Source organism: Candidatus Brachybacter algidus (assembly GCF_016707225.1).
In the GTDB taxonomy this organism is placed as follows: Bacteria; Bacteroidota; Bacteroidia; order Chitinophagales; family Saprospiraceae; genus Parvibacillus; species Parvibacillus algidus.
Window position 1 is genome coordinate 855,847 of sequence record NZ_JADJID010000001.1, and the last position, 19,958, is coordinate 875,804.

21 protein-coding genes and 1 tRNA gene are annotated in these 19,958 nt (G+C 35.3%); 1 reads left to right on the forward strand and 21 read right to left on the reverse strand.

Annotation, left to right across the window (positions count from 1 at the left end):
• Window positions 1–91 precede the first annotated feature (91 nt).
• The 15 genes from IPI15_RS19755 to IPI15_RS03595 all read right to left on the reverse strand — a co-directional run bounded on the left by IPI15_RS19755 (window position 92) and on the right by IPI15_RS03595 (window position 11,099).
• Window positions 92–394 (reverse strand): DUF6364 family protein, encoded by a 303-nt coding sequence (locus IPI15_RS19755; RefSeq protein WP_353738731.1) that lies wholly within the window; start codon window positions 392–394, stop codon window positions 92–94.
• A 69-nt stretch (window positions 395–463) separates the two neighbouring features.
• The gene (locus IPI15_RS03530; protein WP_353738732.1) at window positions 464–1,123 is read right to left on the reverse strand and encodes an alpha/beta fold hydrolase; all 660 of its coding nucleotides are present in this window, start codon (window positions 1,121–1,123) and stop codon (window positions 464–466) included.
• A gap of 15 nt (window positions 1,124–1,138) precedes the next feature.
• The gene (locus IPI15_RS03535) at window positions 1,139–1,357 is read right to left on the reverse strand and encodes an alpha/beta fold hydrolase (protein ID WP_287400762.1); all 219 of its coding nucleotides are present in this window, start codon (window positions 1,355–1,357) and stop codon (window positions 1,139–1,141) included.
• A gap of 257 nt (window positions 1,358–1,614) precedes the next feature.
• The gene (locus IPI15_RS03540; protein ID WP_287400763.1) at window positions 1,615–2,013 is read right to left on the reverse strand and encodes an antibiotic biosynthesis monooxygenase family protein; all 399 of its coding nucleotides are present in this window, start codon (window positions 2,011–2,013) and stop codon (window positions 1,615–1,617) included.
• A gap of 6 nt (window positions 2,014–2,019) precedes the next feature.
• Window positions 2,020–2,397, reverse strand: a complete 378-nt coding sequence (locus IPI15_RS03545; RefSeq protein WP_287400764.1) for an antibiotic biosynthesis monooxygenase family protein — start codon at window positions 2,395–2,397, stop codon at window positions 2,020–2,022.
• Window positions 2,394–2,804, reverse strand: coding sequence for a hypothetical protein (locus IPI15_RS03550; protein WP_287419199.1), 411 nt, complete (start codon window positions 2,802–2,804; stop codon window positions 2,394–2,396). The genes IPI15_RS03545 and IPI15_RS03550 overlap by 4 nt, the downstream gene beginning before the upstream one ends.
• A 4-nt stretch (window positions 2,805–2,808) precedes the next feature.
• Complete coding sequence (locus tag IPI15_RS03555) at window positions 2,809–3,219, reverse strand: ester cyclase (protein WP_287400766.1); 411 nt, start codon at window positions 3,217–3,219, stop codon at window positions 2,809–2,811.
• 104 nt (window positions 3,220–3,323) lie between these two features.
• A complete protein-coding gene (locus IPI15_RS03560) occupies window positions 3,324–4,112 on the reverse strand; it encodes a helix-turn-helix domain-containing protein (RefSeq protein WP_287419201.1) in 789 nt (262 codons plus the stop codon).
• Between the two features lie 268 nt (window positions 4,113–4,380).
• Window positions 4,381–5,397 (reverse strand): NUMOD3 domain-containing DNA-binding protein, encoded by a 1,017-nt coding sequence (locus IPI15_RS03565; RefSeq protein WP_287419202.1) that lies wholly within the window; start codon window positions 5,395–5,397, stop codon window positions 4,381–4,383.
• Window positions 5,384–5,665 (reverse strand): GIY-YIG nuclease family protein, encoded by a 282-nt coding sequence (locus tag IPI15_RS03570; RefSeq protein WP_287419204.1) that lies wholly within the window; start codon window positions 5,663–5,665, stop codon window positions 5,384–5,386. The genes IPI15_RS03565 and IPI15_RS03570 overlap by 14 nt, the downstream gene beginning before the upstream one ends.
• A gap of 386 nt (window positions 5,666–6,051) precedes the next feature.
• Entirely contained in the window at window positions 6,052–8,553 is a 2,502-nt protein-coding gene (locus IPI15_RS03575) for a M14 family metallopeptidase (RefSeq protein WP_287419205.1), read from the reverse strand.
• Between the two features lie 185 nt (window positions 8,554–8,738).
• Window positions 8,739–9,158 (reverse strand): hypothetical protein, encoded by a 420-nt coding sequence (locus IPI15_RS03580; protein WP_287400771.1) that lies wholly within the window; start codon window positions 9,156–9,158, stop codon window positions 8,739–8,741.
• A gap of 378 nt (window positions 9,159–9,536) precedes the next feature.
• Window positions 9,537–9,609, reverse strand: a tRNA-Lys gene (locus IPI15_RS03585).
• A gap of 197 nt (window positions 9,610–9,806) precedes the next feature.
• The gene (locus IPI15_RS03590) at window positions 9,807–10,715 is read right to left on the reverse strand and encodes a ribonuclease Z (protein ID WP_287419207.1); all 909 of its coding nucleotides are present in this window, start codon (window positions 10,713–10,715) and stop codon (window positions 9,807–9,809) included.
• Window positions 10,716–11,099 carry an STAS domain-containing protein gene (locus IPI15_RS03595; protein ID WP_287419208.1) on the reverse strand — a complete coding sequence of 128 codons (384 nt, stop codon included), beginning with the start codon at window positions 11,097–11,099 and terminating at the stop codon, window positions 10,716–10,718. It lies immediately after the preceding gene.
• A gap of 411 nt (window positions 11,100–11,510) precedes the next feature.
• Here IPI15_RS03595 and IPI15_RS03600 point away from each other — a divergent pair, with 411 nt between their 5' ends.
• The gene (locus IPI15_RS03600) at window positions 11,511–14,045 is read left to right on the forward strand and encodes an ATP-dependent Clp protease ATP-binding subunit (protein ID WP_287400776.1); all 2,535 of its coding nucleotides are present in this window, start codon (window positions 11,511–11,513) and stop codon (window positions 14,043–14,045) included.
• 70 nt (window positions 14,046–14,115) lie between these two features.
• Here the strand turns inward: IPI15_RS03600 and IPI15_RS03605 are convergent, their stop codons facing one another.
• The 6 genes from IPI15_RS03605 to IPI15_RS03630 all read right to left on the reverse strand — a co-directional run bounded on the left by IPI15_RS03605 (window position 14,116) and on the right by IPI15_RS03630 (window position 19,880).
• Complete coding sequence (locus tag IPI15_RS03605; protein ID WP_287400777.1) at window positions 14,116–14,553, reverse strand: hypothetical protein; 438 nt, start codon at window positions 14,551–14,553, stop codon at window positions 14,116–14,118.
• Between the two features lie 171 nt (window positions 14,554–14,724).
• On the reverse strand, window positions 14,725–15,075 hold the full coding sequence (locus tag IPI15_RS03610; protein ID WP_287419209.1) for a HesB/IscA family protein: 351 nt from the start codon (window positions 15,073–15,075) through the stop codon (window positions 14,725–14,727).
• Between the two features lie 75 nt (window positions 15,076–15,150).
• Window positions 15,151–15,654 carry an energy transducer TonB gene (locus tag IPI15_RS03615; RefSeq protein WP_287400779.1) on the reverse strand — a complete coding sequence of 168 codons (504 nt, stop codon included), beginning with the start codon at window positions 15,652–15,654 and terminating at the stop codon, window positions 15,151–15,153.
• A gap of 39 nt (window positions 15,655–15,693) precedes the next feature.
• On the reverse strand, window positions 15,694–16,224 hold the full coding sequence (locus IPI15_RS03620) for an energy transducer TonB (RefSeq protein WP_287400780.1): 531 nt from the start codon (window positions 16,222–16,224) through the stop codon (window positions 15,694–15,696).
• A 209-nt stretch (window positions 16,225–16,433) separates the two neighbouring features.
• On the reverse strand, window positions 16,434–18,290 hold the full coding sequence (locus IPI15_RS03625) for an alpha-amylase family glycosyl hydrolase (RefSeq protein ID WP_287400781.1): 1,857 nt from the start codon (window positions 18,288–18,290) through the stop codon (window positions 16,434–16,436).
• Between the two features lie 93 nt (window positions 18,291–18,383).
• Window positions 18,384–19,880: a peptide MFS transporter gene (locus tag IPI15_RS03630; protein ID WP_287400782.1), complete on the reverse strand. Its 1,497-nt coding sequence runs from the start codon at window positions 19,878–19,880 to the stop codon at window positions 18,384–18,386.
• Between the last annotated feature and the right edge of the window lie 78 nt (window positions 19,881–19,958).

Sequence of the window (19,958 nt, forward strand, 5' to 3'; positions counted from 1 at the left end):
AATGACGCTATCTTTGCAGAGGCGAAATAGAAATCTTCGCGCTCGCCTAAAAGATCTAGCATTATGTTTGTGTCAACATAAATTCGCTTTCTTATTTATATTTTTCGGTTAAATATTTGTGATATTCTTTTTTGTAATCTAGGTCAGACGGTATGTTTACGCCAGTTTGTAAGCTTTTGACAAATGGTGAAATTTCAATTTCATCATCATCGTTTTTCTGACCAGAGGTTAATGAACCTAAGTAGTTTTCGATCAAACGAGACAAACTAAGTTTCCTCCTGGAAGCGTATTTTTTAGCTTTTTTAATTATTTCTTGATCGAGCTTTAGTGTGAGTTTAGCATCTATATTAAATTTTCTATATATAAAATAGATTTTTGTTGATATTGTACCAATGAAGCTGAAATAATTTTGGTTAACGCCTGTTAGCGGATCGTTGTTCTCTTTCGTTCATGTCGGTCAGAATTATTTTGTAGGCTTTTTGTCAAGGAATTTTTCAATCATTGGAACAACAAGGTCGCTTTCTTTAAATTCAGGTGTTATTGTTGTAATTTCTCCAATGTATTGTCCGTGTCCACCCGGAATTATTGCTAATTCAGAATTTGAAATTAGTCTGTGCAATTCAATAGCGTGTTCTGGAGTGATAACGTCTTTGTCACCAATAATGATTAAAGTCGGGGCTTTGATAGATTTTATTTGCTCGTCCGGAATATCTTTGAAGTTTACCATTCTCTTTGCATCTCTGTCATGCATAACTTGTAAACCATTTGTGTCTGCGGCAACTTTTTTATAACCATCTTTTAGAAGTTCGGGCATATTTTCAAATTTGGCATTTTCCATAAAGCCCCAAAACCATTCAGGAACTCCGTTTCGTTTGGCAAGTGCAGAACCTAAAATTATTTTGTCAACTAATTCAGGGTGTCGAATAGCTATTTGTAAAGTAGTTGTCCCATCGTTGCTAAAACCGAAAAAGTCCGCCTTGTCTATTTTTAAGTTTTTGAGAAGTGTAGCAATATCATCTGCATCCTGTTCAAATGTTAAGTCAGCATTTCGGTCATTTGTCCGCCCGTGAGCTTGAAGTTCTATTGCAATTACTTGTCTGTTTTTGGCAAGCAATGGAATGATTTTCTCAAAGTTTGTCTAAATTGTCGAACCACCACCGTGAATTAAAACAATTGGTTTCCCTTGTCCATGAATTTCATAATACATTTTCAGTCCATTCACTTCCGAATAGCCATTTTTAAAAGTCAAACTGTCGCTTGTTGTAGTCGCCATGCTCTTTTCTGTGTTTTGTGTTTTGTCGTTGCACGAAGTCAATGTGAAAATTGTCAATGCAAAATAAATAATTGTCTGTTTCATTTTCTGTTGGTTGTGTTCTCCTTTGCAATGACCGTTAACGGTTTCGGGCTTTGCGAAGGTGGCGATTTTTACCACAAATGTTCATACAAAGCACACACTTCAAATTTACGAAAAACTGTATTACGAAGCACTAAACCGCCACTTTTGCCAAGCCGCTGTAGCGGTAGTGCTTTTTCTTCTGTCGTTTCTGTTTACTACAATACAAAAAAGTTTCTTGTTCGAAAACAAGAAACTTTTGAAATTATTTTTGATTTAATTTATGGCTTTACTAAAGTGTAATGTTCTTGTCTTGCACTTGAAAAATCCATTAACGAACCAAAGGCTTGACCTTCTTTTAGGGTCATAAAAATTGGCGTCCAAGCTTCTGCACTTTCTTTGTCGTCCCATCGAATGATGATAAGCCAAGTTCCATCTGTATCCTGATAAACGTCTCTGCCTTGATAACCTTTTTGGTTTTTGATTTTGCCGACCCGGATTTCATTTTCGGCTTTTAAAAATTGTTCTTTTGTTACTTCTGATTTTAACTTGAAGCGAACAACCTCTAAGTATTGAGTTTTTACTTCCATAGATTGTTTTGTTTTTTTTGTTTGTGCAGTTGCAATAGTTGTAACGGCAAACATTGCGATTAAGATTGATAAAAATTTGACTTTGTTCATTTTATTTTAAATTTGTTTGTTAAAAAATTCCATTCGTACTGTTGGAAAATCTATCATTGACCCCAAAATTTTCATTGTTGGGTCTTGCTTTAAGGCTTCAAACCATGCGTCCATATTGGCTTTGGTGTCAAAACGCATATCCATTAACCAATTTCCGTCTTTGTCGGTGCTTAATTCACGACTGATAAACCCCTTTTGGGATTTTATTAATCCGTTTCTTACGGCTTTTTCGGCATCAATAAATTGCTCTGTTGTAAAGCCTTCCTTCAATTTGAATTTAGCTATTTCTATGTATTCCAATTTTGAATTTACTTTTTTGGTTTGTGCATTGCATAAGATTGAAAAGGCGAAAAATGTAAATAGTATTAAACCTAATATTTTCATTTTGCGTCACGTTTTTGAATAACACCAATTAAAGTTTTAATCAAAAATATTTCTGCAGTTAAAAACACCAAAGGCATTGCAATCATTGCATCAACTTTACCTGAAACAAAAGTCATAATTATGGTTTGAATTTCTACCAATGCTCTTATGATTAATACAATTGTAATACTTTCAGGAACGCCTTTTAAGGCTACAATTAACAAACCCAAACCAATCGCTAAATTCCTTGCTGCAAACTCGTTACTGGCTTGCTTTAAAATCCCATTTGTCAAATCCAAACCTGCTCCGTTGTGAAATAAAATAGACATATCAAAGTAGCCCATTATGCCAAATAGGATATTTAAAAGGGCTAAAACGCCAACGGAAATGCGTACCCATTTTGGTACAAAATCTATATGTGTTGTCATAGTTTTATGATTTTAATTGTTTCATTGCTGTCCCCCAATCTTCTAGATGGTGAACAGATTTTAATTGACCGTTTTCTATTGTATGAAAATCAATCGACATAATTTCGAATGATTTTGTACCGTCAGTAGGCAAACCCATAAAATCGCCATTAGGTGTACCACTTACTTTGCTGCGAACAACAAACTTGTTGCCTTCGCAAATCATATCTTGTGGTTCCCATTTCAAATCTGGAATTAATTTCCAAAAATGTTCTAATTGTCCAATCAATGCTGATTTTCCTTTGCTTTCAACAGAACCTGATGAAATAAAATCGTCTGCTAAAATTTTGGTTAGGATTTCTGTTGATGTTGTCTCGGTATTTACAGTTAATGCTTTTCTGTAAAATGCAGTTAACGCTTCTCTGTTTTTGTCCATTTTTATTAATTTTTGAATTGTTAATAATGATGGTGCAAAGATGAAACGACTTCAAATTTTGAACAATGGACAAATCAGCCTTTGTATGGTACTTTTGGGAAAGTTTATTTAGAAAGGTACTTTTCTCGAAATTCTACGGGTGTAGTTTCGGTGTTTTTTTTGAAATAGCGAACAAAATAGGCTGGGTCTTCAAAGCCTAGATCTTGTCCGATTTCTTTAATTGTAAGGTGGCTATAAACCAAAAATCGCTTTGCCTCTAATAGTATTCTTTCATTGATTATCTCTTTTGGAGTTTTGCCCAAAACTTTTGAAGTCGCTTGTCCTAATCTCTTTTCTGAAATGAATAATTGAGAAGAATAGTCATTTACTGCTTTCAGCTTTGTGAAATTAGTTTCTAATAAATCACGGAATAGTAAAGTATAGTCAAGGTCAGCACCTTTTTTTAAATCTCCAAAACCTTGTTTTCGTTTTTCCCTTTCAGCTAACAATAGAAAATTGTGCAAATGATTTTTAAGAATAAAATGTTTTGTGTCATCATCAGGCAAATTCAATTCTTCTGTAATATTGTCGCAAAGCCTTATAAATAGTTGTAGAGATTTCTGATTAAGTTTAATAGTCGCCTGTTTGGAAAGGTCATTGAACAATATAGAACTTCGTAAAAATTTACTGTCCGAGAAAAAGTCCTCAGTAAAAATGAGTATTCGCCCTTCGTAGTTCAGCAATTGGTCAAACTGATGTACTCGATCCTTGTCTATAAACAGTAAACTATAGGGTTGTATTTTTATTTTTTCAAAATCTACATAATGTGTCGGTTGGCAATTATCAAAGAGAAAAACGTGGTAAAAATTTGTTCGATGTGGCGTTATTAAATGAGCTTTGTTTACTTTGGTCAAACTGTCCAACGGAACTACCTCAATTTGAAGTGGTGCATTTTGTTTGAATTTCAGTTTTTTTATTTCGTCCGCCATCTCTTATTTGATAGTCCAAAGTTACTTTTGTCTGCGATTATTGTCTCCACGTTCGGTCTTAGCATTAAGCCTAACGTTTTGGCGGTATGAAATGTTGGGGGTTGCGGGCTACTTTCCTGTCCAGCTACACAAAACTTGTTGCGTGGCAGAATGATCGAATAACCACTTAATCCCCAATGTTTTATACCGCATGTTAACGCCTGGTTTTTATTAATGTTAACTCAGAACGTGTTTTTCCGCTTTTCACCCTATTTACAAAAGTTTTCTCAAGTGTCAGTTCTTTACAGATTTCTTTAGTTGTTAATCCAATATTTGTCAATTCAATTATTTTTAGTACGACTTTGTCAGGGTGCTTAAAGTTTGGATGTTTTGAACCTTTTAAAAGTCCAGTTCTTTGTTTTCTAATCCCTGTTAAATGCGCCCAATTGTCACCACTTTTAATTTTTGCAATGCAATCTATAGTAACATTAAAAGTATTACTAATTTTTTGTAACGTTAGGCCACTATTTAGCAATTTTTTTATTTCTAAAACATTTTCTTTAGTCAGTTTCGAAGATGGATTTAATTCTCCAACAAGGGCTTTTACTTTATTTATTTTACTTCTTTTTTCCTGATTTTTTTTTACGAGGTATTCTATTTTTTTAAAATTAAATTCTTCCAGCAATTCATTAAATATTTGGTCATTTAAATCTACTTGTGTATATGTTTTATCATTTTTAATTTCAGTTACAATTCTTTGACTGATATTACAATAATCCGCAATTATATAATTTGGAATTTCTTTTCGTAGAAGAAATTTTATCATAAGAACCTGATAATCATTTAATCTACTTTGTGCTTTTAAATCAAGCAAATTAATATCGAATGAATCAATTTCATCCTTTGTTGGTATAACACTTTGCCATTTATTGTCATTTTTTATGTCATTAATTGATGATTTATTGATATTAAAGAACTTTGCAATATTAGTATTGCGAACACCTTTTTCTAATAATATCTTAATTTCCTTTACCGTTTGTTTTGTAAGTTTTGCCGCTGGGTGTTTTTCTCCTTGTCTAGCAAGTGACATTTTCTCTTTTGTTGAAGCTGAAAGTTTTTTCCCTTTGATACGTGTCTTTGCTGAAAGAGAATGTTTTATTCCATAATTGCTAAAGGCTGATATTCTGAGATTATATCCATATTTCTTATTGTTTGATTCATTTTTTTTCAATGTATTGATTTTCTAGCTTTAATAAAATTTCTTCAAAATCAGGTATTTCCTTGTCGAATAATTCTATGATATCAAATCTAAAGTTGCTGGCTCCATATTTTAAATAAGCCTGCTGCAAATGATGTGAAGAATGTATCTCGTTTTTGAGTTCAAATAGATGTTTTGAATACCTTTTCTGAAAATTAGTCGTTGAACCAATGTATTTTTTTGAATCAATCAAGTTTTCAATACAATAGATTCCTGACAGTTTCTTATTTTCTATATTCAAAGTGCTAATCATTCAAATTTGCAGTGTTTTTCTAAACTTGGCGTTAACTTATTTATATCGCTCACATTGTAGCGCATATATCGCTCATTTGGACATATATGCGCAATAAACGTGAGGCTTATTTTTCTCAAATATATTCAATCTAAAGGATTAAATCTGAATAAAAAGATGAGTTAGATAATAGTAAACATATTAACCCACGTAAGATTATTCATTCCTAATAATAGTGATAATTTAGCTTGGGCCTCTTGTCTTCTCTTATTTGCGGTTGGCTAGTTCGTTTAGCTACCATATTCTTATCTGCATTGCGCGGGACTTTCGCTTTACTTTAGCATTTTTCCCCGCATTGGGCGGGACTTACGCTTTGCTTCAGCATTCTTCATTAATTACTGTCCCACTAAAAACAGCGCATTATCAAACATCAACTTTCCATTTTCCCAAAAATTACGGAAAAGAATATCGTCTGTCAGGAATATAATCTGGCCGCGACCTTCTTCCTGTGTGCCGAAAACAAAGGAGTTTTTAAATTTTGGAATTAATTTGGAGCCTACGAATCCTTGTATCTGCTGATCTGCTTTGATCACTCCTACATTCCAGCCATTCTCCTTTATGTATTCATAAAATGAGTTATTCTGTTTAAGGGAAAAATAAAAGGGAGGATATCCAAAAGCCAATGGGTGAGAATTGTCCATAGAAACCTTGTAAATAGCGCCCGGACTGATGTTTGAGATTTCATCCTTCTCTCTGTTTTCGTATGTCTTGAGGAATTTATATGGGTCTTTATCTGTAGTATCCTTTGTATTGCGCTTTCGGAGATTGATCCATTTCAGATCTGTCAACTGATCCACCGCAGCCTCCAAAGCGATGAGTCGGCCTCCCTGTGAGATCCAGTTTCTAAGTATTTCACTCATTTCCTTATCCCGAAGGAATTTATAATTGCCATCAGCAAGGATGATGACATCAGTTTCTGAAAACTTTATATTGGCGAAATTAGAAGTATTCACAAGGCTGACGGGATAGTCAAGTTCTTTGTCTAAATGATGCCACACTTCACCAACAGCATAGGAAACACTGCCTTCTCCACTCATCAATACAATACGTGGAGGTTTGATAAAACGTATTTTTCCACTGCCCATATCAAAACCTTTGTCAACCATTCCACCATTGATCGGTGTGAAGATCGCATTGTATTTATCGGCTGCTTTATTAAGAATGGCAAGCAATTCAGCCCTAGATTGATTGCCATCATTTAATATCAGAACGGTACCTCGGTCAAAAGATTTGCCATTGATTGTAAATGGGTGTTCACTATATCTAAGCCTGATTTTTTTCTTTAACAATTGTGCAACCACTCGAGAAGCATTTCCACCATTCCACGCAAGTGCATAGCCATAGCTTTCTGAAAGTGGTGTACTTTCTTTTTTTAATGAATAGGGTGTGGTCACGACCTGTTGAAAGGAAGCAATGCCATCAATACCATAGACATAGGGTAGACTCCAGGCGGTAATGTCATACGTGACAGAATCAGATAACACAGATTTTGGCTCGAACAATACTTTGATGAGACTAGACCTTGACTGTTGTGTTTTAATGACTAGATCTTGATCTTTGATTTCATAATCTACCGATTTGCCTGAGAAATAATCGTAACCTTTTATTATGCCTGAACCAGAACCAAATTGGATAAGATTCAAGTCCATTAATTTTTTTATGCTTTCAAATCTGTTTTCATCTCCTTTGTTAAATCTTAGAACAAAAGTGTTGTAATCCTTTTTGGAGACTGACATTACATTCGAGTAATATTTAACGAATTCGTCATAAAGCAATGATGCATTTTTTGAAGCGACCTCTATTGTTGACATTCCAGTCGCAGTATGGTGATCTATCCTGTCTTTAAGTGTTAGTATAGATTCGTCGTCGACCTTTACAGCTACTCCTGCTCTTGCGCCACCTGCTTGTTCGTAAGTCATCCCTATACTTCCTGTATAAATAGGGTAGGTGTCGCCATAGGAAGGGTAGAATAGGTCGAACCTTTCATTAGTAAAATATAGCCAACTATTATCATCAAAGTATTTAGCATTATTTGTACCGATCGTTTTCTGAAAACTTCTCTGAAAAGGAGTGATAGCTTCATGGAATGGTTCTGCAGCAGGAGCGAAATAATATGGGTTATTCACGCTTTGTTCGTGAAAGTCGACATGAACCTGAGGTAACCATTGATTATAGAGCGCAAGTCGAGCTTTAGATTCTACTTGAGTTTGCCAGGCCCAATCTCGATTGAGGTCGAAATAGTAATGGTTGGCCCTTCCCCCCGGCCAAGGTTCCTGATGTTCTCTGGCCCAAGGATTAGTATCGGCATTTGTTCCGGACATTGATGTAAGCCAGTTGGTGTACCTTTCTCTACCATCAGGATTTAGACATGGGTCGATGATTATGATTAGGTCTTTTAACAACACATCAAAATTCTTATCAGTCATCAGCTTGTAATAAGTATTCAGCGCAGCTTCTGTGCCGGATGTTTCATTGCCATGGACATTATAACTAAGCCAAACGATGGATTTTTTGCCAATGCTGCTCACTTTACCATCATTTATAAGCTTTGCATTGCGCAAATTATTCAAACGGATCTCTTCTAAATTTTTTAAGTTTTCCGGTGTAGAAATGAATAGAGCGATGAGCTGTCTACCTTCATTAGTAGTGCCATAATTGATCAGCTTGATACTGTTTGAATTATTCGCTGCTTCTTTGGTAAAATAATCCAATACGGTGTGATGTGGAGTAAATTTAACGCCTAATTGTATTCCGGGAAATTCAGAAGGAGCAGTGGGTTGCGCAGATAATGAGTAAAATAAAAGGAAGCCAAATAATGAAAGCATTGATTTCAGCATAAAGAAATTTTATTCTTGAATTTTAAATTTTATCAAATATAGGAATACAAATCACCTTAAGTGTATGAATTTTTTAAATCCCGAAAAAAATTGTAAACAGAAATCAAACAACAAACATCAAACACCAAACTTCCAAAAAAAAGGGTTGAACAAGAATGCCAACCCCCTAATGTTATAATTATTATTTATGCTTTTCCTACCTTGCTAAGCACCAATGCGGTAATGGCACCAGCGATACCTACTAAAACGCCCGAAGCTAAAGAATCGACAATAATTGGAGTCATCGACTTAAAAACAGTTGATAAAGCATGCATGTTAAGATCAAAAGCCAATCCTGTCAAAAAGCCTAGTATGAAACCATATTTTGCTCCTGATGTGGCACTGACGCTCCCTGTCCATGTGAGTATCAAGGTCAGCAAAAGCCCTGTAATTAAATTTGAAGCAATCATAGCCCAATAAACCATGTCCTCCATTGGTCGGCTATTTGAAAAATTGGTACTTTCTGTCATATATCCCATCAGCAAATTGCCATAGATGAGCCATCCAAGGAAAAACAGACTGACACCTGCTGTAATTGTGCCAATTAAAATTTTTTGCAAATTCATAGTTTTGTATTTAAAAGGTTAAATGTGAATACTGACTTTTTTTAATACTTAACATCGTCTATTCAGAAAAATAGACTTCTATATGAATCATGGGAGTAAATGTTAAGTGAAATTAATGAAATAATTTGATTATTACATTAAAATAAATTAATGTAACAGTAGCCAATATTCGTAAATTATTAATATTGGTAATTTATTTTAAAAGAAAAGAATGTCTTTTATGATTGATTATCTTTTCAGTTATACATAAAATGATTGGATTCAATTAGAAAGCATGAATTGTGATTCATGCAAAATCCTGAAATAGTAGATCAAAGTCTTATTGAATATAATGGGCAAAAAAAAAGGAAGTCGTAAGACTTCCTTCTGTAATTATAGTGATCCCGCTGGGATTCGAACCCAGGGCCACATCATTAAAAGTGATGTGCTCTACCAGCTGAGCTACAGGATCAAGTAGCTGTTAATGCTTTTCTTCTAAAGCGGTGCAAAGCTACATTTTTATCTATTAAACCAAAACTTATAATAACTTTTTTTTAAATATTATTAAAAATATGTACTTGGTTGTTTTGTAACTATTTGATATATAGCTATTTGTTGTTAAATTAAAATTCTTAAATATATTTGATATTTGATTATATGTCTGGAAAATTACAGCTCAAACGTCTTTCCTTCGAATGCAAATTCAGTATTTGAAAATATTTCTAAGGACTCATCTACTAGTGGTTGAACATCAGCATATTTGGATGAAGGGTGACCAATCAGCAATTTCTTGACATTTGCATCCTTTGCCAATTGTGCTGCCTGACTTGCTGTACTATGACCGCGCTCTGCTGCTTTTATTGTGAAATCTTTCAGATAAGTTGCTTCATGATACAAAAGATCTATATTCTGGATAAGTTCGGATAGACCTGGCAGATAGCTGGTATCGCTGCAATAAGCGTAAGATTTAGGGGTATGTTTGATGTACAATGCCTCTTCGGGAGTCAGTTCTCCTTTATCCATTTGTATTTTTTCATTATTTTTTAATGAGATGATTTGCGCTGGATTTAAACCATACTTTTCTATGATTTCAGGTCTAATATTTTTTTGTCTGGGTTTTTCCCTGAATAAATACCCATTGCATGGTATTTTGTGCTTCAATGGTATATTTTCAACAGTAAAATTCTCATTGTCCAGAATTATGGAAGACTTTTCTGTATCAGTTTCAATGAAATCAATTTCGTAAGTAAAATGTGCTGAAGTGGCTTCGAAGATTTGCTCCATCATTCTTTTAATTCCAACTGGACCAATAATTATAATTGGTTCTGTTCTGCTTAAGAGAATTAAACTGGTCAGAAATCCAGGTAGACCAAAGACATGGTCTCCATGAAGATGCGATATAAATATATGGCTGACCTTCATCTTGGAGAGCCTGTATTTATTAAACTGGAATTGTGTTCCTTCTCCGCAATCTATTAATATATGATTTTTGCCAATAATTAATAATTGAGCAGAAGGATGCCGACCGTGTGCCGGAAGTGCTGAATTGGAGCCAAGTATAGTTAAAGAAGCATTCACTTATTCCTCTTCCGTACTAGCATTTAGTTCTTTTTCTATTTCGTCCATGAGGACATAGTCAAGAGATTCTTCAATAGTAGGTATGATGGTGAGTATAGATTCCAATCTGGATATCTCGATCAATTTTTTTACCGAGGCATGGTTTATTTCAGTTAGAATAAAGCTGCCGTTTTCTTTCCACAATCTATTCCCGGTAAGAATCGCACTCAATCCACTTGAATCTATGTATTTTACTTTCGCCAGGCTGATAACAAGATTTGTCAGGCCTTCATTTTTAAAGATAACAAGTTCGGACTTAAGGTCCGGAGCTAAAATAGAATTTAAGTTCTCTTCTTCAAGTGTCATTATGGCATAATGATCTTGCTTATCAATTGAATATTTCATAGTTATTAATCCTTTATTGTAATTTTGTCATGAGGAAGTAAAATTATGTTAAATTTTCCTCAAATTTTAAAGCGCAAATATAGTATATTTTATTCTGACAAATATTGTTTTTGTAGATTCTATTGTGTTAAAATCCTATTAAAACAACGATTTTATTCAAAATAATTAGTGATAGCATACTACGATTAACCTAATATTTACGGTCTTTTGTGTTTTGATTGCATTAATTTACGGTACAATTATTTCATATAGGTAAATATATTTTGAATTATATCATATTTTATTTTTTTTTAAAGTGATAAGTCGTTATACTTGTAATGAGTATTAAACTAAATCTTGTTTTTTTACGTATTACTAGTATGAAAACAAAGACCACTCTAATAAAGAAATTACAAAATTAAAGGAGTTAAAATGAACAAGAAGTTTTCACCTGAAGTAAAAAAGATCATCACGCAGAGTCGGGATGAGGCTTTGCGGCTTGGAAATAACTACATTGGTACAGAGCACCTTCTCTTAGGCCTAATGGCTGACAGAGATAGCAAAGCCAGTAAAGTTATGGAATCTATGGATGTGGATTTCGATGAATTGATAAAATTACTTGAAGATACAGCCAAAGATAAAAGTCAAGTATCAGCAACAATCAATCTGGGCAATGTTCCTTTGGATAAGCACGCCGAAAAAGTACTTAAAGTTACTTTCCTCGAAGCAAAGTTATTCAAGACGGACGAGATCAGCCCAGAACACTTGCTATTGAGTATGCTTAAACACAAGGACAACATGGCGTCCAAGATCCTCAAAAAGTACGATATCGACTATGAGAGTTACAGAACGGAGCTCGACTATATGATCAATAACGACTTCACCAATGAATGGCCTGACATCTCTAATATGTCTGCCGGAAGTGGCGATGACTATCCGATCGAAGATGAAGGCGTATCAAGATATCAGAAGAAAGGTGCTTCCAAATCCAAAACTCCGGTGTTGGATAACTTTGGAAGAGACATCACAAAACTTGCGGAAGAAGGTAAGTTGGATCCTATTATCGGTAGAGAAGTGGAGATCGAGCGTGTCAGCCAGATATTGTCCCGTAGAAAGAAAAACAACCCTATCCTCATCGGTGAACCGGGAGTTGGTAAAACTGCAATCATAGAAGGCCTTGCTTTGAGAATTTTGAAGAAAAAGGTGTCAAGAACACTTTTCAATAAAAGAATCGTCATGCTTGATCTTGCTGCTCTTGTAGCGGGCACCAAGTATAGAGGTCAGTTTGAAGAGCGTATTAAAGCCATCATGAATGAATTGGAGAAGACACGCGATGTCATCCTTTTCATAGATGAAATTCATACGATAGTTGGTGCCGGTGGAGCAACAGGTTCCCTTGATGCTTCCAATATCTTCAAACCTGCTTTGGCAAGAGGAGAATTGCAATGCATCGGAGCATCTACCTTAGATGAATACCGTCAATATATTGAAAAGGATGGAGCACTTGACAGAAGATTCCAGAAAGTGATCGTAGATCCGCCTTCTGCTGAAGAAGCCATCATCATTCTTAAAAATGTCAGCTCTAAATATGAAGAGTTTCATAACGTAACTTATTCTGATGAGGCCATCAAAGCTTGTGTCAGATTGAGTGACAGATATATCAGTGATCGTTTCCTTCCTGACAAAGCCATCGATGTGATGGATGAAGTAGGAGCAAGAGTCCACTTGAAAAATATCCACGTTCCGAAACATATCGAAGACATCGAGAAACAAATAGAGGATATCAAGGAGCAAAAGAATCAGGCTGTTAAAAATCAACAGTATGAAAAAGCGGCTGATCTAAGAGATGATGAGTCTAAACTTTCCAGAACACTTGAAGAAGAAAAAGTGAAGTGGGAAGAGGATGCTAAGTCTAAGAGATATCCGGTGGATGAAGACGATATCGCTGAAGTGGTCTCCATGATGACAGGTATTCCGTTGAAACGTGTAGCTCAAAATGAGAGCAACAAGTTGGTCAATATGAATGCTGATATTAAGCAGATGATCATCGGTCAGGATCCTGCCATCGAGAAAGTAGTGAAAGCTATCCAACGTAATAGAATAGGTCTGAAAGATGCTAAGAAACCTATTGGTTCCTTTATCTTCCTTGGTCCGACAGGTGTTGGTAAGACGGAACTTGCAAAGGCACTTGCCAGATATATATTTGATTCAGATGATAGTCTTGTGAGACTCGATATGAGTGAATACATGGAGAAATTCTCTGTGACCAGATTGATCGGAGCCCCTCCGGGATATGTGGGTTATGAAGAAGGTGGACAGTTGACCGAAAAAGTACGCAGAAAACCATATTCAGTAATACTGCTTGACGAGATCGAAAAGGCGCATCCTGATGTGTACAATATCTTGCTACAAGTATTGGATGATGGACAATTAACGGATGGTCTTGGTAGAAAAGTCGACTTTAAGAATACGATGATAATCATGACATCAAACATAGGAGTGCGACAGTTGAAAGACTTCGGTACCGGAGTTGGATTCAATACGATATCTAGAGTAGAAGCTGAAGAGGAGAATTCAAAAAGTGTTATACAAGCTGCTTTGAAGAAAACATTTTCACCGGAATTCCTTAACAGAATCGACGATGTGGTTATTTTCAATAGCTTAGGTAGAGAAGAGATCTTTGACATCATAAACATTGCATTACAGTCCTTATATAAAAGATTGGAATTGCTTGGATTCAAGATGGAATTGACTCAGGAAGCAAAGGAATTTGTTGCTGACAAGGGATATGATCCACAGTTTGGCGCAAGACCTTTGCACAGAGCTATTCAGAAGCACATAGAAGATCCGTTGGCAGAATTTATCCTGAATGAGAATCCTCAGGAAGGATCTACATTCTCAGCCGTAATGAATGATGAGAAGACAGGATTGAAGATAACATTGCTGTCGGAGACGAAGGCGGTGTAAATCCGTATCTTTTAATAAAAACAAAGCCCCGAAAGTATTTTCGGGGCTTTATTTTTATACCATTTAATGCCTAATTTAATTTGAAACTCAGCCCAATTCCCGAGCTCGTAGTTCTTAATTCAACGGCATGTTGTTCATTCTTTTTCATATTGCCTAAGGTTATACCGTTTGCAAGAATGAGTATACTGCCCGGAACTAAAGTTAAGATACTGCCAAAGATAAGTAATTCAGGAATTACCAACTCATCTCGATTTCTTATTCCTGTAATAAGTAAAGGAATACCTACGCTAGTCAGCGCTACTCCAACTCCTAACCCATTTTGAGCATTTCGTTTGCGGCGTATTTGGATAGATTCTTCGATAGGAACTGGCTCATTTTTTAAAAGTAGCAGTTCATACTCCAGAGAGTTAATTTTCTTTTGAATTTCGATTTCTCTTTCTAAAGAATCAATTTTAGGTTCATTAGTATTTTGTGCGATGACAACATTGGTATAACCAAGACATAGCATTACAAATGCAAATACATAATTTTTGATAGGTGGTGATTTAGGGTAATGGGTTATTGAATTAATTAAAAATTGATGAATTACTTCATCGGTATAAAGTTACTAAATAATTTATAAAAACAAAAAAGGCTGTGAAAATGAATTCACAGCCTTTTATATTTTATAAGCAAAATCTTATGCTGAAAACGAAGTTCCACAGCCACACGTGCTCTTAGCATTAGGATTATTGAAAGAAAATCCTCTGTTATTTAATCCTTCTACCCAATCAATTTCCATACCTATTAAATAGATAGCATGTGCTTTCTGTATGAAGACCTCAAGACCATTGATTACATATGTGTCATCACTGGCTTTCTTTTCATCAAAACCTAGTTCATAGCTTAATCCTGAACATCCACCGCCTTTTACGCCAATTCTAAGGCCAAATTCAGCCGGTATATTTTGAGATTCTTTTACAAGATTCAATTGCTTCACTGCACCGTCAGTAAGTCCTATAGGTGCTGTTAATGTGCTTTCTTCTGTCATTATGTTGAATTATTAAGATGCAAAATTACAAAAATTAAACAATCAAGGATTTATAAAAGTTTTTAAACGACTTAATTATTTGATTTTAAAGTTAACAGGCATGGTGTAATCCACAGGTACCGGTTGACCCTCAAGGTAGCCTGGTTTCCATTTTGGCATTAAACTGATTAATCTTTTAACTTCTTCTACAGCACCATATCCTACATTGTCCATAACTATCTCTGGTGAGGTGACACGTCCATCTGATTCAATAGTAAATTTTACAACAACTATTCCTTCTTTGCTATTCGTTTTTGCTTCCTTTGGATATATCATATAATCTTGAATGAAATTATATAATGCCACTTCGCCTCCGATATAAGCTGGCATTACATCAGGAGAAATTACAAACTTTGATTTTTCTACTGTTAATTTTCGTGAACTTGTATCTGAGTCTAATGGGGATGGTTCGTATTTTTCGAAGGTTGTCTTTGGCGGGTTTACCTCCATAACCTTTTTTTCAGGAATCTTACTTGCCTTTGGCAAAGTAGTCTGCGCATTCACAGATCTAAAGACAAATAGGCAAATAGAAATAGCCAAATACGTTAATATTTTAGGAATCAATTTGATTGAGCTTGTTTAGAGTTTAAACTTAACAGGTAAAGTATATTGAACTCGCACTATTTTACCATCCTGCTGACCGGCTTTCCAACTTGGCATACCTTTCAATATACGTAATACTTCATCTGTGGCACCATAGCCAACTTCATCTCTTATTATGGTTGGTGTGCTTATTGTTCCATCTTTTTCAATAATGAATTGCACTATTACCTTTCCTGTAATGTTATTCTCCTTAGCCGCTGCAGGATATTTCAGATTGGCACCTACATATTTATATAATGCATCATTTCCTCCAGGGAATTCAGGTTGAACATCCACTGAACTATAAATTTGATTTTCTTCAAGATAGATTTCCTTAAGATTTTTACCGCTCAGTTCAGAATCATAAGAAGATGGTTGTGAAGCCAGTGTCGGAGGCGGTGGGGGAGGAGCAACTTGTTGAATTGGTGGAGGAGGTGGTGCTTTCGGCAAAGTTGTCTTATTCTGACCAAATGAAGAAACTGTTGCCATGATTGTTAAAGCGCCTGTTAAAAGAATAATATTTTTCATGATATAATATTTTAAATTTGATGCAAATTGATTGTTTTAAATTAAATGATTCAACTAATATATGTAATTTGAAAAACATATTATTAAGACTCAGATTATAAATAAACTTTTTCTTCTTGTTATTTGTGAACGTAAATGTAAGTTATTGAAATTAGTCATACTAATAAATGTTGCTATTTAACATTTAAATCGCATTAATGAAGTAAATTTCATTTGTCTAATTTCATTACCCACATCGTCCAGGCGGGTATTAACCATGTATCCTTCAGTCCTTTAGTTTCTTTATTAACGATATTAGTTGCCATATTGTATCCTTCTATTCTTTCGTTAAACCTTGAAAGTTTGACATCCTGCGCCTTATCCATTGTATTCATGACACACATGATCGTCTCATCGCCATCATATCTGAAATATACATACATTCCATTCTCTGGTGCGAATTGCATCATTTTCCCTGTTGTCAATGCTTTTGAATCTTTCCGATAATTAGCCAAAGTACTTATGAGGTTCCACACTTCATTTTCTTTAGAAGTCCTACCTTCTCTGGCAAATTTATTCACTTTATCACCTACCCAACCACCTGGAAAATCTTTTCTTACATAGCCATCACTTGGATTGGTCACACCAGTCATAAGTACTTCTCCTCCATAATAGAGTTGTGGAATACCTCGACATGTCAGCAGCCACGCTAATGCTACTTTGTATTTCGCTAGATCTTCATTATAAGCAGAATATGCCCTGCTTATATCATGATTATCAAGAAAAATAACGTTGTTGTATGGATTTTTATATACAAAATCCTGAGCTAAAGTTGAATATAGTTTATTTACACCATCAGTCCATCCAAATGGTTTAGACATGACATCATTTATTCCCCACAACAGCTGAAAGTCTGTTACTCCCGGCAAATTACTTTTGTATTTGATGTTGTAATTATTTTGTGCAAAATAACTTTGATTGGGTACCCCATGAACCCAGGTTTCACCGAAAATGCTGATCTTAGGATATTCTTTCATTAGTGCATCATTACACTTATTCATAAATTCAAGGTCATTGTATGCATAAGTATCTATTCTCCAGCCATCAATTCCAAATTCTTCTACACACCAAAGTGCATGTTGAATTAGAAATTTAGCTACATAAGGATTATTCTGGTCCAGATCCGGCATTGCAGTAACAAACCATCCGTCACTCATTATTTTTTTATCAATCTCACTGGCGTAAGGATCCATCAGAACCTGATCTTTGTAGCTTGTCTGCGTAAATGTTGGCCACTGGTGCAACCATGATTTCATGGGAGGATCTGTCACACACCAATGTTCAATACCGACATGGTTATAAACAGCGTCCTGGATTATTTTAATTCCTTTAGAATGTGCTGCTTCTACGAGTTTTTTATACATGATATTTCCCCCTAATCTTGGGTCTATCGTATAATGATCGGTAAAGGCATAACCATGTTCCGTTCTGTCTTTCATGTCATTTTCAAGAACAGGATTTAACCAAAGTGCGGTAACTCCAAGTTGATTGAAATAATCTAAATGATTGATAATACCCTGCAAGTCACCACCGTGTCTGTTGAAGACTGTATCACGATTCAATGATTGATCCCGCATTCCCGGGACTTTATCATTTTTAGGATCTCCGTTTGAAAAACGATCTGGCATCAAAAGGTACATCAAATCTTTAGAAGTGACGCCCTGTGCATAAGTTTTTCCATTACCAGATGAGTTTTTTGCTTTCAAAGGCCAGTCTAAGGATGTCTTTCCTATTTTTATTTTGACAATACCTTCTTTTGCTGTAGCATCGATTATGATATCAAGTGCATAATATTTGGCATTCTCCAACCGGTGAACCTTGGATAGTTTTACTCCGGGATAATTAATGCTGACTTCCTGTTCATTGTAATTGGCCGTATTGCCACGAACCAAAACTTGTACATTATTGTATCGCATACCGATCCACCAATTGGTCGGATTAAGTTTGATCTTAGCATCGTCCCCACCAGCAAAGACGTTAATAGACGATAAAATCCCTAAGACAAAGGCTATATATTTTAATTTCATTATTCTAATTTCTAATTTCTAATTTCTGACTTCTGACTTCTGACTTCTAATTTCTAATTTCTGACATTTGACATCTAGTATCTAGCCTCTGATCTACTTAACCTCATGCATCATCTTCCTAATCAGCGGCGAAACTACGATCAATAAAACTCCGGCGATGAGCGCATAAAGACCAAGATCTTTATACCCTTCTGTGTATGCTTCCAGTTTACTCGCCAACGTACCTCCTGTATTTGCAAGAGATATTTCTGCTCCTAGTTTACCGGCAGCAAACTGTCCGAAAGCACTCGCGAGGAACCAAAGTCCCATCATCATACCAAAAAGTCTTTTTGGTGACAGTTTTGTAATAATGGACATGCCGATAGGTCCTAAACACAACTCTCCCAACGTAGTCACTAAATAAGCGAAGGTGAAGAGATTAAGCGAGGCAAGACCTGCACTATTCACAAAAAACTTTGTTGCATAGAATAAGTAGAAACTTGCTGATAGGAAAAGAAATCCAATACCGAACTTGATCACCGTATTTGGTTCGATTTTCCGCTTGTACATTGCGATCCAAAGCAATCCGACTAGCGGGCTGAAAATGATAACAAACAATGAATTGGAACTGTTATTGACCACATTTGGATCCATTGTAAAGAATAACAGATCGCTGCTTACATTGTCCTTGGCAAACAATGAAAGTGAACCCCCACTTTGTTCAAAAATTGCATTGAATAATAAGTATAAAAATATGAATGCAAAAGCAGCAAGTAGCTTTTGCTTTGCTGGTTTGCCTATGACTTTGTTTAATTCGAAAATAAAGTACACAACGGCTACAACCCCAATCGTATACATGAAATAATCAGTATAATCCGTATTCTTGACCATTATATAAATAAATGGTAAACTGATAATAGAACCAACGTAAACCATGATTTCTTTAATCGTTCTTTTGCGTGGTTCTATATCTGCTAATGGGCTATTGCCAATTGGTCCAAGGTGTTTTTTTGTTAGTTGAAATGTTACTACACCAATGATCATCACGATACCTGCAGCTAGAAAACACAATGACCAGGAATAATATTTTCCAAGATAAATGCAAAGAGCACCTCCTAAAAGACCTCCTACATTAATACCTGCATAAAATAAGCCGTAGCCTGCATCTCTCCTAGGATCATCTTCTTTGTAAAGTTCGCCGACCATGGAAGATACGTTAGGTTTGAAAAATCCTGTTCCGATAATGGACAATGTAATTCCAAAATAAAACAATTCATTTGGTGAAATGGCTATAAGTAGGTTGCCCAATACCATCACAATACCCCCAAATAGCAGAGATTTTTTGAAACCAAGGATTTTGTCTGCAAAAATTCCACCAATGAAGGTGAAAGCGTAAACGAATGCCTGTATCGCTCCGTATTGAAGGTTGGCCATATCATCTTTCAACAATAATTGGTCTACCATAAAAAATGTAAGAACACCGCGCATCCCATAGAAACAAAAGCGTTCCCACATTTCTACGGTAAATAAATACCAAAGTTGTTTTGGATACTTTCCGTCAAAATTTTGAATTTCTTCAATCGTCAATGCGTGATCAACACTTTGTGCCATGCTTAATTTTTTTTAAAGATAAAAAAAGAGCCAAACGTTTGGGTTCGGCTCTTTCTATTTTAACAATAACTTATAATA

Coding starts and splice junctions, on each gene's coding strand:
- IPI15_RS03600 (WP_287400776.1), top strand. CDS start 11,511: ATGAACAAGAAGTTTTCACCTGAAGTAAAAAAGATCATCACGCAGAGT.
- IPI15_RS03545 (WP_287400764.1), bottom strand. CDS start 2,397: ATGAAAATATTAGGTTTAATACTATTTACATTTTTCGCCTTTTCAATC.
- IPI15_RS03630 (WP_287400782.1), bottom strand. CDS start 19,880: ATGGCACAAAGTGTTGATCACGCATTGACGATTGAAGAAATTCAAAAT.
- IPI15_RS03535 (WP_287400762.1), bottom strand. CDS start 1,357: ATGAAACAGACAATTATTTATTTTGCATTGACAATTTTCACATTGACT.
- IPI15_RS03580 (WP_287400771.1), bottom strand. CDS start 9,158: ATGAATTTGCAAAAAATTTTAATTGGCACAATTACAGCAGGTGTCAGT.
- IPI15_RS03595 (WP_287419208.1), bottom strand. CDS start 11,099: ATGAAATATTCAATTGATAAGCAAGATCATTATGCCATAATGACACTT.
- IPI15_RS03550 (WP_287419199.1), bottom strand. CDS start 2,804: ATGACAACACATATAGATTTTGTACCAAAATGGGTACGCATTTCCGTT.
- IPI15_RS03575 (WP_287419205.1), bottom strand. CDS start 8,553: ATGCTGAAATCAATGCTTTCATTATTTGGCTTCCTTTTATTTTACTCA.
- IPI15_RS03540 (WP_287400763.1), bottom strand. CDS start 2,013: ATGAACAAAGTCAAATTTTTATCAATCTTAATCGCAATGTTTGCCGTT.
- IPI15_RS03625 (WP_287400781.1), bottom strand. CDS start 18,290: ATGAAATTAAAATATATAGCCTTTGTCTTAGGGATTTTATCGTCTATT.
- IPI15_RS03555 (WP_287400766.1), bottom strand. CDS start 3,219: ATGGACAAAAACAGAGAAGCGTTAACTGCATTTTACAGAAAAGCATTA.
- IPI15_RS03605 (WP_287400777.1), bottom strand. CDS start 14,553: ATGCTATGTCTTGGTTATACCAATGTTGTCATCGCACAAAATACTAAT.
- IPI15_RS03620 (WP_287400780.1), bottom strand. CDS start 16,224: ATGAAAAATATTATTCTTTTAACAGGCGCTTTAACAATCATGGCAACA.
- IPI15_RS03610 (WP_287419209.1), bottom strand. CDS start 15,075: ATGACAGAAGAAAGCACATTAACAGCACCTATAGGACTTACTGACGGT.